Origin of the sequence: Hydrogenophaga sp., assembly GCF_041633695.1 — a bacterium.
Lineage (GTDB): Bacteria > Pseudomonadota > Gammaproteobacteria > Burkholderiales > Burkholderiaceae_C > Hydrogenophaga.
On sequence record NZ_JBFJMY010000158.1, the window covers coordinates 1 to 8973 of the forward strand.

The 8973-nt window shown below is 65.1% G+C and carries 9 protein-coding genes and 1 pseudogene; 7 read left to right on the forward strand and 3 right to left on the reverse strand.

Going from position 1 to position 8973, the window contains the following annotated elements:
• Window positions 1–231: pseudogene (locus ABYB95_RS11405) on the forward strand (NADPH-dependent 7-cyano-7-deazaguanine reductase QueF); the annotation flags it as partial.
• A 54-nt stretch (window positions 232–285) separates the two neighbouring features.
• On the opposite strand, the gene ABYB95_RS11410 reads toward ABYB95_RS11405, so the two are convergent.
• Window positions 286–1065, reverse strand: a complete 780-nt coding sequence (locus tag ABYB95_RS11410) for an anti-sigma factor domain-containing protein (protein ID WP_372658646.1) — start codon at window positions 1063–1065, stop codon at window positions 286–288.
• A gap of 10 nt (window positions 1066–1075) precedes the next feature.
• Window positions 1076–1648: an RNA polymerase sigma factor gene (locus ABYB95_RS11415; protein ID WP_372658654.1), complete on the reverse strand. Its 573-nt coding sequence runs from the start codon at window positions 1646–1648 to the stop codon at window positions 1076–1078.
• 421 nt (window positions 1649–2069) lie between these two features.
• On the opposite strand from ABYB95_RS11415, the gene ABYB95_RS11420 reads away from it, so the two are divergent.
• Both ABYB95_RS11420 and ABYB95_RS11425 read left to right on the forward strand, forming a co-directional pair.
• Complete coding sequence (locus tag ABYB95_RS11420) at window positions 2070–2678, forward strand: ferritin-like domain-containing protein (RefSeq protein ID WP_372658647.1); 609 nt, start codon at window positions 2070–2072, stop codon at window positions 2676–2678.
• Window positions 2679–2737: 59 nt separating this feature from the next.
• A complete protein-coding gene (locus ABYB95_RS11425; RefSeq protein WP_372658648.1) occupies window positions 2738–3283 on the forward strand; it encodes a DUF3455 domain-containing protein in 546 nt (181 codons plus the stop codon).
• A 73-nt stretch (window positions 3284–3356) separates the two neighbouring features.
• Here the strand turns inward: ABYB95_RS11425 and ABYB95_RS11430 are convergent, their stop codons facing one another.
• Entirely contained in the window at window positions 3357–4418 is a 1062-nt protein-coding gene (locus ABYB95_RS11430; protein WP_372658649.1) for a histone deacetylase family protein, read from the reverse strand.
• Window positions 4419–4838: 420 nt separating this feature from the next.
• Here ABYB95_RS11430 and ABYB95_RS11435 point away from each other — a divergent pair, with 420 nt between their 5' ends.
• The 4 genes from ABYB95_RS11435 to ABYB95_RS11450 all read left to right on the forward strand — a co-directional run bounded on the left by ABYB95_RS11435 (window position 4839) and on the right by ABYB95_RS11450 (window position 8851).
• Entirely contained in the window at window positions 4839–6056 is a 1218-nt protein-coding gene (locus ABYB95_RS11435; RefSeq protein ID WP_372658650.1) for a 6-phosphofructokinase, read from the forward strand.
• A gap of 208 nt (window positions 6057–6264) precedes the next feature.
• Window positions 6265–7455: an ester cyclase gene (locus tag ABYB95_RS11440; protein WP_372658651.1), complete on the forward strand. Its 1191-nt coding sequence runs from the start codon at window positions 6265–6267 to the stop codon at window positions 7453–7455.
• 11 nt (window positions 7456–7466) lie between these two features.
• Window positions 7467–8336 (forward strand): helix-turn-helix domain-containing protein, encoded by an 870-nt coding sequence (locus ABYB95_RS11445; protein ID WP_372658652.1) that lies wholly within the window; start codon window positions 7467–7469, stop codon window positions 8334–8336.
• A 107-nt stretch (window positions 8337–8443) separates the two neighbouring features.
• Complete coding sequence (locus tag ABYB95_RS11450; protein WP_372658653.1) at window positions 8444–8851, forward strand: DUF1161 domain-containing protein; 408 nt, start codon at window positions 8444–8446, stop codon at window positions 8849–8851.
• Window positions 8852–8973 lie beyond the last annotated feature (122 nt).

Consider the following 8973-nt stretch of genomic DNA (forward strand, 5'->3'; position numbering starts at 1 on the left):
CCGCAGATCGACCAGGCCGGGCTGTTGCAGTACATCGTGAGCTTTCGCAACCACAACGAATTCCACGAGCAGTGTGTGGAGCGCATCTACATGGACATCTGGCGGCGCTGCAAGCCGGCCAAGCTCAGCGTGTACGCGCGCTACACCCGCCGCGGCGGGCTGGACATCAACCCCTGGCGTTGCAGCCACCCGCAGCCGCCGCCCGTCAACCTGCGCAGCGCGCGGCAGTAGTCCTGCGTCTGGGGGCGGATTTTGAGCGGTCGGGTCGGTTCGAGGACCCGGCCCTCAGAGCATTTTCTGGATCAAAGCGCCTTTGAACAGCACCGGGCCGGTGGGACCGGTTTCGCTCGGCACGCCGCCCTTGGGTTCCAGGCTGATTGCCAGCGTCGGCACTTCGCGCACGTCGTTCTCACCGGCCACCAGCTGCAACAGCTTGTCGCGGCTCAGCACACCCAGCGAGCGCGGCCCGCCCTCGGGCGGCAGCGCCCAGAGTTGCAGCGACTTGTCCGAAGCCTCCTGGAAGCCGCCCACGCGTTGCAGCGTCAGGCGCTTGCTGTTGGGGTCGAAGGTCACCAGCATCGAGGCGCTGGACTGGTCGTCGTTGAGCACGGCCACGTATTCGATCTGCGGCTGGCTTTCCAGCTTGGCCTGCAGCTCGCCGATCTGCTCGCCCATGCGGTCGCGCACGCCCACGGCGGTGACCACGGCCAGCACGGTGGCCAGGGCGCCGGCACCGGCCGCGCCGCGCCACAGCATCAGGCTGCGCAGCCAGCCACCCGTTTCGGGCTGGGCCGGGGTGGCCCGGGCCGCAGCCATGGCTTGTTGTTCGGATTCGGCGCGCACCAGGTTGTCGATGCGGGTCCAGACCGCAGGTGCCGGTTCCGTGGGGGCTTGCAGCTCGTTCATGCCGGCCACGCGGCTTTGCCAGATCAGGGCGGCGGCGCGCACCGGGGCGTGTTCGCGGGCCAGGGTTTCGAAGCGGCGGCGCGCGCCACCGCGCAAGGTGCCCAGCGCGTAAGCGCTGGCCAGCTGGTCGAGCAATTCGGGGTTTTGAAGGAGGTTCATGGCGGGTTCCTCAGGCAAAGTGCGCCATGCAGCTGCGCAACTGGTCCAGGCCCCGGCGTATCCAGGTCTTCACGGTGCCCAGCGGTAGCTTGAGTTGTTCGGCCAGTTCGCTGTGGCTCAGGTCGCGCAGATAGGCCAGGCTCACCACTTCGCGTTGTTTGTTCTCCAGCTTGCCCAGGCATTGGTGCAAGGCCCAGGCCTGCTGGCTGGCCAGGCTGGTGTCCATGGGGTTGGGCGAATCGCCGGCCAGGGTGTCGGCCATCACTTCGTCGATCTCCTGCGTCAGGTGCCCACGCTCGGCGCTGCGCCGGCGCAGCAGATCGAGCGAACGGCTGCGCACGATCAGACCCAGCCAGGCCATGGGTGGGCTGAGCGAGGCGCGGTAGTCGGGCGCGTTGCGCCAGATCTGCAAAAACGTCTCTTGCAAGGCGTCTTCGGCCCACTCGTGTTTGCGCACCACGCGCAGCGAGAGCCCATAGAGCTTGGACGAAGTGCGGTCGTACAAGGCCTTGAGCGCCGGTTCATCGCGGCGGGCGATGCGGTCGATCAAGTCCATCAATTCGGCGTCGGGTTCCAGGCTCATGCCCGCATTGTGCGGGAATTGCAATGACCGGGTGGCGCCCATGCCGGGCCAGACACGGCTCAAGCGGACCCACGCACCCCGCCAGACCTGGGGCGTGCGCAACGGCGTTGACCCAGCGGACGAAAGCGCTTGTTTCAGGTGGTTCTTCATGGTGTGTTCTGGGGCCATAGATCGGGTAAGGGTTCTCGCGGCGGGGCTTTGCTCGGCAGGGCAGGCCCTGTGCGTCTTGATCTGACTACGCAGCACAGGCGCGGTCAGATTCAGCCGGTCATATGAAAAGGCGGGCAAAACAGCACAGCAACCTGGGTGCAAATCTTTTTTTTGCCTTTTTTGAATCCGGTGGCCACCGGCTCTGCGTATCCAGAACGTGGGTCATGCAAACCGCCTGACCCCGAACCCCACAACCCACCAAGGAATCCAAATGACCGCAACGAACGCATCCCCCGCTCTGATCGATATCCGTGCCTCGCGCCGCGCCTTCATGGGCAAAGGCGGCGCACTGTCCGCCGTTGCCATCGCCTTGCTGGGTGGCCACGAAGCCATGGCCGCCGGCATGAAGGGCGACAAGATGGCAGACATGTCGCAAGACGTCTCCATCCTCAACGTGGCGCTGGGCCTGGAGCACGAAGCCATCAACGCCTACCAACTGGGCGCGGGCAGCGGTCTGCTGCAAAAGCCGGTGCTCGACATCGCCGTGATGTTCCAGGGCCACCACAAAACCCACCGCGACGCCTTGATGGCCACGATCCAGAAACTGGGCGGCAAGCCTGTGGCCGAAATGAAGCTGGAAGCCTATGCCGAGTCGCTCAACGCCGGTTCGCTCAAGACCCAGGCCGATGTGCTGAGCCTGGCTGCCCGCCTGGAACTGGGCGCCACCAACGCCTACCTGGGCGTGATCCCCGCCTTTGGCGACCGCGAATTGGCCAAGGTGGCCGCTCGACTGGCCGCCGACGAAACCATGCACTTCACGATCCTGAACAACGCCCTGGGCCGCCCCCTGCCCGCCGGTGCCTTGTCCTTCGGCGCCTGAACACCCCCGCTTTCGCCGCCACCACCCGCTTTTTCTTCACACCTTCTTAGGAGTTCCCCATGATGATCAAAACCACCCTGGCCGCCGCCACGTTGCTGGCCCTCACCGCCTGCGCCAGCAACATGGGCGCGCCCGCCATGTATTCACAAGCCATGTTGCCCGACAGCATGCAAGTGCCCGCTGGCCACCGTGTGGCCATGGAAACCGTGGGCGTGGGTGAAATCACCTACGAATGCCGCGCCGACAAAGACATGGCCGGCAAATACGCCTGGGTCTTCGCTGGCCCCGATGCCAAGCTCATGAGCCGAGGCGGCCAGCAACTGGGCAAGTACTACGGCCCACCCGCCACCTGGGAGGCGATGGACGGCTCCAAGATCACAGGCAAGCAACTGGCCGTGTCGCCCGGTGGTGACGGCAACATCCCCCTGCAGTTTGTGCAGGCCAACCCCGCCATGGGCGTGGGTGCCATGAGCGGCGTGACCTACATCCAGCGTGTGAAAACCCGTGGCGGCGTGGCCCCAGCGTCGGCATGCGGCATGGCCAATGTGGGCGCCAAGCAGATCGTGAACTACCAGGCCGACTACATCTTCTGGAAAGCGGCCTGATCGTCCACCGGTTCTCCAAACAAAGAAAAAGCGGCCTCGGCCGCTTTTTCTTTGTGGTGCAGGGGGACTGCTTTCAACCGCCCCGCTGAAAGCCGTACAACAGGTTCACCGCGTTCACGCCCACCGCCTCCACGGCGTAGCCGCCTTCAAACGTGAACACCGTGGGCAGACCGGCGCTGGCCAGGGCCGCGCCCACGGCAAAGTAGTCCTCGCATTGCAGCGTGAAGCCCGAAATCGGATCGCCTTCAAAGGTGTCCAAGCCCATGGGCACGACCAGCGCATCGGCCTTGAAGTCGGCCACCGCTTGCAGCGCCTGCCCCAGCGCGGCGCGCCAGGTGGTGAAGTCGCTGCCGCGCGGCAACGGCAAGTTGAGGTTGAAGCCAACACCTGCGGCTGCGCCGCGCTCGTCCGCATGGCCGATGAAAAACGGGTATTCGGTGGCCGGGTCGCCGTGGATGGAGATGGTGAGCACATCGTTGCGCTCGTAAAAAATGCTTTGGGTGCCGTTGCCGTGGTGGTAGTCCACGTCGAGCACCGCCACGCGCTGTTTGCCGCCGTCGCGCAAGGCTTGTGCCGCGATCGCGCCATTGTTCAGAAAGCAGTAGCCACCGAGAAAGTCCGGTCCCGCGTGGTGGCCCGGCGGGCGTGTGAGCGCGAATGCGCTGGCTGCGCCACCCAGCACCTCGCGCGCCGCCGCCAGCGCGCAAGCCGCACCGCCACGCGCCGCCGTCCAGGTGCCCGCCATCAGCGGCGAACCCGAGTCGTAGGCAAACACGCCCAGCCGGGCCGCGAAGTTCTGCGGCAACACGTCGGTGCGGAATGCGTGCTGGTTCCCCAGCGGCCAGACCGAGGGCAGGGCATCGCGTTGCGCATTCGCCGGGTCCATCGCTACCCACTCATCCCAGGCGGTGGCGAGGAAATCCGTGTAGCGGGTGCTGTGCACGCGGGCAATCGCCGCGTCCAGATCGGCTTGCGGTATCGCAGGTGTTTCCAGCGGACCGAGCGCACGGCGCTGCAACTCGGTCAACACGAAGTCCAGCCGCGCCGGCACTTCGTGGCAAGGCACCATGCGGCCACGGAACATCTCTTCGCGCCCCTGGTGCAGCGCGTGGTGGGGGTTGTGGAGGGTTTTCATGAGGAAACGAGGTTCGGGAATGGCTCCGTTCGCTGGTCACGCTTGCGTCCATGGGCGCCCTTGTGCCGCAGGTGGGCTTTGTGAACATAGCAGGGGGACAATTTTGGTACTCAAGTATGAAAATGCGGTCTGGACTGAAGAATATCCGCTCGGGTCGCACCCTGTATCTCCCAAACGGTATGCGGTTGTGTTCTGACCTCAAAATGTTCCTTTTCAACTCATCCTTTACCTACTTTGCTGCCGTCTCGCTCGTGGTCATCGCGCCCGGACCTGGCCAGCACCTCACCATTGGTCGCGGGCTCAGAAAGGTGCCATAGCAGCGGCGCTGTCGTCCATTGGCGCGGCAGAATGTCGCCGGTGCTTGAACCCGCGGCGCGATTGGGTTCACACTTGCATTCTTGATCTACAAGGAGTTTGCTCATGCCATCTGGAAAAATTCTTGTCGCCCAGGGGGGTGGCCCCACTGCGGTGATCAACCAGTCCATGGTGGGCGTTGCGCTCGAAGCGAGGCGCTTTCTGGATGTGAGGCTGGTCTACGGCGCGCGCCATGGTGTGCGCGGCATTGTGGACGAAGACTTTGTGGACCTCACGCAAGAGACCAGCCACAACCTGGAAGCGGTGGCGAACACGCCTTCTTCCGCGCTGGGTTCCACACGCGACAAGCCCGACCTGAAGTACTGCCAGGAAATCTTCAAGGTCTTGAAAGCGCACGAGATCGAGCACTTCTTCTACATCGGTGGCAACGACTCGTCGGACACGGTGCGCATCGTGAGCGAAGAGGCGCACAAAGCCAACTACCCGCTGCGCAGCATCCACATTCCCAAGACCATCGACAACGATCTGGTGGGCAGCGACCACACGCCGGGCTTTCCCTCGGCGGCACGTTTCGTGGCCCAGGCCTTTGCGGGCGCGAATCTGGACAACGCGGCGCTGCCCGGCGTGTACGTGGGCGTGGTGATGGGGCGGCACGCGGGCTTTCTCACGGCTGCGTCTGCGCTGGGCAAGAAGTTCGACGACGACGGCCCGCACCTGATTTATCTGCCCGAGCGGGCCTTCGATATCCAGAAATTCCTGGCCGATGTGAAGACCGTGTACGAGCGCCATGGGCGCTGCGTGATCGCGGTCTCGGAGGGCATTCACGATGCGTCGGGCCAGCTCATCATCACGCAGTTGGCGAAGGATGTGGAGAAGGATGCGCACGGCAATGTGCAGCTCTCGGGCACGGGCGCGTTGGCCGATCTGCTTTGCGAAGAAATCAAGAGCAAGCTGGGCATCAAGCGGGTGCGCGGCGATACCTTTGGCTACCTGCAGCGCAGCTTCATCGGTTGCGTGAGCGATGTGGACCAGCGCGAAGCGCGCGAGGTGGGCGAGAAGGCGGTGCAGTACGCGATGTGGGGCCAAGTGGACGGCTCGGTGGCGATCAAGCGCACCGGTTTTTATTCGGCCGACTACGAGCTGTTGCCGCTTTCCGCCGTGGCCGGCAAGACGCGGGTGATGGAAGACGGGTTCATTTCCAGCAGCGGCACCGACGTGACCGACGCGTTCCGCATGTACCTGCGGCCCTTGCTCGGTTCGGGCATGCCGGACGCGTTTCGTTTGCGTCCTAGCCCAGTGACCAAGGTCTTGAACGTGCGTTGACGGCTTCAGTGGGGAGGTGTTCCCGCGCTGGCGGTGGGATCTGAAGCGGGGTGGTGCGGCCGTGGGATGGTGGAGGCCAATCCAGGTCTGACCCGCTTGAAAATGTCGGAAATGTCCAATACGGTGGGGCCGCGTTTTCCTACGATGGAATGGCCGTGAAGAGTCCGTCCCGTCGGGATGGCGCCGGCACATCCCATTGGAGATCCGCATGAAAACCACCGCCTCTGTCGTGGCCTCTACCGCCACCACCCCCGTCGCGACCCCTGTCGAACCCGGCACCCGTTTGGAGCGTTCCGACGCCTTTGGCGCGGACCGGTTTGATCTGTACGCCCAGATGCACAAAGGCTTGCGCGCCTTCATGGCAGCCACCCTGGTCGATTGGGGCCGACTCGACTGCCACGACGACCCGGCGCTCAAGGCCGGCCTCGACCAGCTCGAGCAATTGCTGGATGCCTGCGCCACGCACCTGGACAAGGAAAACCACTACGTACATCCCGCCATCGAAGCGCGGCGCACGGGCCACAGCCTGCGCATCGCTTCCGAGCACGTGGAACACCTCGTTGCGATCGAACACCTGCGCACACTGGCCGAGGCGCTGGCCGATGCCCCCTCAGGCGCACGCGATCGTTTGTCGAACCGGCTGTACCGCGAGATTGCCATTTTTGTGGCCGAAAACCTGGAACACATGGAGGTCGAGGAAACCCGGCACAACGCCGCCTTGTGGGCCACCCACAGCGACGCGGAACTGATGGACATCCACGCCGCCATCGTGGCGGTCACTTCGCCGGTCGACATGGCGGTGGCCACGCGCTGGCTGGCCCCCAACATCCGCCCGGCCGAGCTGGCGGCTTTGCTGCAAGGGGTGCAGGCCGGTATGCCGGCCGAGATGTTCCAGGGTGTCGTCGATCTGGTGCGACCCCACCTGGCCGCGCCGGTGTGGGCGCGCATGGCGCAGGCCCTGGGTCTGCCCGAACCGGTGGACACGGTCGAACAGTTTCTGGATGCGGCCTTTGTGCGTTTCGATACCGAGGCTGTTGCCCGCCTGGTGACGCCCGGTGTCCTCGCCCATCCTTGCATCGCCGTGGGCTTGCCGGCTGGTGTTGCGGGCTTGCAGGCCCTGGTGCAGGCGCTGGGTACCGCCTTCGACCAGACCTCGGTCACGGTGCTGGACCGCATGGTCTGCGGCGACCGCCAGAGCTTGCGCTACCGTTACACCGGGCGGCACGTCGGAAGCCTGTTCGGTATGGCACCCACCGGGCGCAGCTTCAGCATGGAAGGCATTGCCATCTTGCGCCTGGAGGGCGAACGGGTGGCCGAATACTGGCGTGAGGAAGACATGCTGGGTTTGCAGCGCCAGCTCGGTCTTGCCTCGCTGGTGCCCGAGGAATCGGCGCAGTAAGATCGGGCGCCATGGCCACCTCGCCGCCCGCTCCGTTGATGCAGGCCTTCAAGCCGACGCCGGCCTTGGCGGACTGCGTCACGGACCTCTGGATCTGGGAAATTCCCCTGGGTGCACGTGCCCCCGACGCCAGTGCGCTCACCCTCTTGCCCGATGGCCACCCGACCCTGTGTTTTGTCTACGGCGCGCCGCTGACCGCCTCGGACGGCGTTGCCCGCTTCACCACCCGCAGTGCCGTCTGCGGTTTCCAGTTCAGGCCGGTGCAGTTGTCGTGTGCCGGGCACGCAGCGGGCATCACGGTGCGTTTCAAGCCTTGGGCTCTGTCGCGCTTTGTACCCGCGTCGCTAGAGGCGTTCGCCGGTCGGCGGGTCGAGATCCGCGACCTGTGCAGCCCGGCGCAAGTCGAGGCGCTGGAAAGCGAGTTGTTTGATCTGCCCACCCCGGTGGCGCGCGTGCGCCGCGTCGAGCGGTTCTTGCTCCACCTGATGCAGGCGCGTGGCCAGAGCCGCCTGGTGGAGGCCGCCGTGGGGCGTTTGACCCAGGGCGGAGCCGATACCCGCATGGGGCAGCTGGCGCGCGAGCTCGGGGCTACCGAGCGCACGCTGGAGCGGCATTTCCGCCGCGCCGTCGGTGTGGCGCCCAAGACCTTTTCCCGGGTGATGCGCTTGCAGGCCGCACTCACACCCGTGGCGGGCCCGGCGCGCTGGTCTGAGGTGGCGCTGGACGCGGGTTACTGCGATCAGGCCCACCTGATACGCGATAGCCGTGCCCTGTTCGGGACCCCACCGGCCCGGTTCGTGTCGCCCCTGGACAATCCCATTGCGCAAGGTTTTCAGAACCTGGCACAGCAGACGGCCCTGGCGACCACGATTTTCCGTTGAATGCCGGGTTCAGCGCCCGGTTTCACCACTTTTTGAACCTATGCTGGTGGCCGGCTCTTCGGCTGCAGAATCGGAACCTTTTGCTTTTGTCCAAGTCCTTGATAGCTATGTGGAAAACATCTTTGCCGCTGGCCGCACTCTTGCTGGTCAGCACCGCCAGCCATGCCGAACCCTGCGAGCCGATCCGCGCCAAGATCGAAGCCAATATCGCCAGCAATGGCGTGACGGGCTTTACCGTGAGCACGGTCGATGCCGACGCGGTGGCACCCGGTGAGGTGGTGGGCACCTGCGACAACGGCAGCAAGAAGATTGTGTACGCGAGGGGGCAGGACGCTGCGGTTGCGCCGACCAAGCCGCCAACGCCAGCGGCTGCAGCCACGCCCGACAAGCCGGCTCGGCCGGCGGCCTCAGCGGCCACCGGTGCGGCCAACAAGCCCGCGCGCACACCCGATCACCGCATCCTGACCGAATGCCGCGACGGCACGGTGTCCATGGGCGGCGACTGCAAGCCTTAGGAGCCTGCGCGGTAGAAGGCGTCGAAAGCGAAAATCGCCCCCAGCGAGGACAGTTTTTGCCGGATGTGCAGCCCCATAGCCCGGCTATGGGGCAAATAGACGGTGAAAAATGGACCGCTGCG